The sequence below is a fragment of the Chryseobacterium sp. SIMBA_028 genome (assembly GCF_046535285.1).
Lineage (GTDB): Bacteria > Bacteroidota > Bacteroidia > Flavobacteriales > Weeksellaceae > Chryseobacterium.
This window is the reverse complement of sequence record NZ_JAWRWZ010000860.1, coordinates 1-233: the sequence shown is the minus strand read 5'-3', so window position 1 is coordinate 233 and position 233 is coordinate 1. Positions and strand designations below refer to the sequence as shown.

Annotated in this window: 1 protein-coding gene; it reads left to right on the top strand. The window is 60.9% G+C overall.

Features of this window, described 5'->3' with window-relative positions:
* On the top strand, positions 1 to 233 hold a 233-nt coding region (locus SCA31_RS25640; protein ID WP_410699739.1), incomplete at both ends, for a hypothetical protein.

Genomic DNA, 233 nt, shown 5'->3' with positions numbered 1-233 from the left:
CTTGTTTCAACTGAACGACAAAGGCGCGCCTACCGTTTTTGGGCACCACTCTATGATGAGATCTATGGCGGCATTCTCCGCCCCGCCCACCGCGCAATCATCGAGCTGATGTCAGCGGACGAGGGACGCGTGCTCGAGGCGGGCGTCGGGACTGGACTGTTACTGCCGCAATACCCTGCGCACCTGCAGGTGACCGGCCTCGATATCTCCGAACACATGCTCGCCAGGGCTCA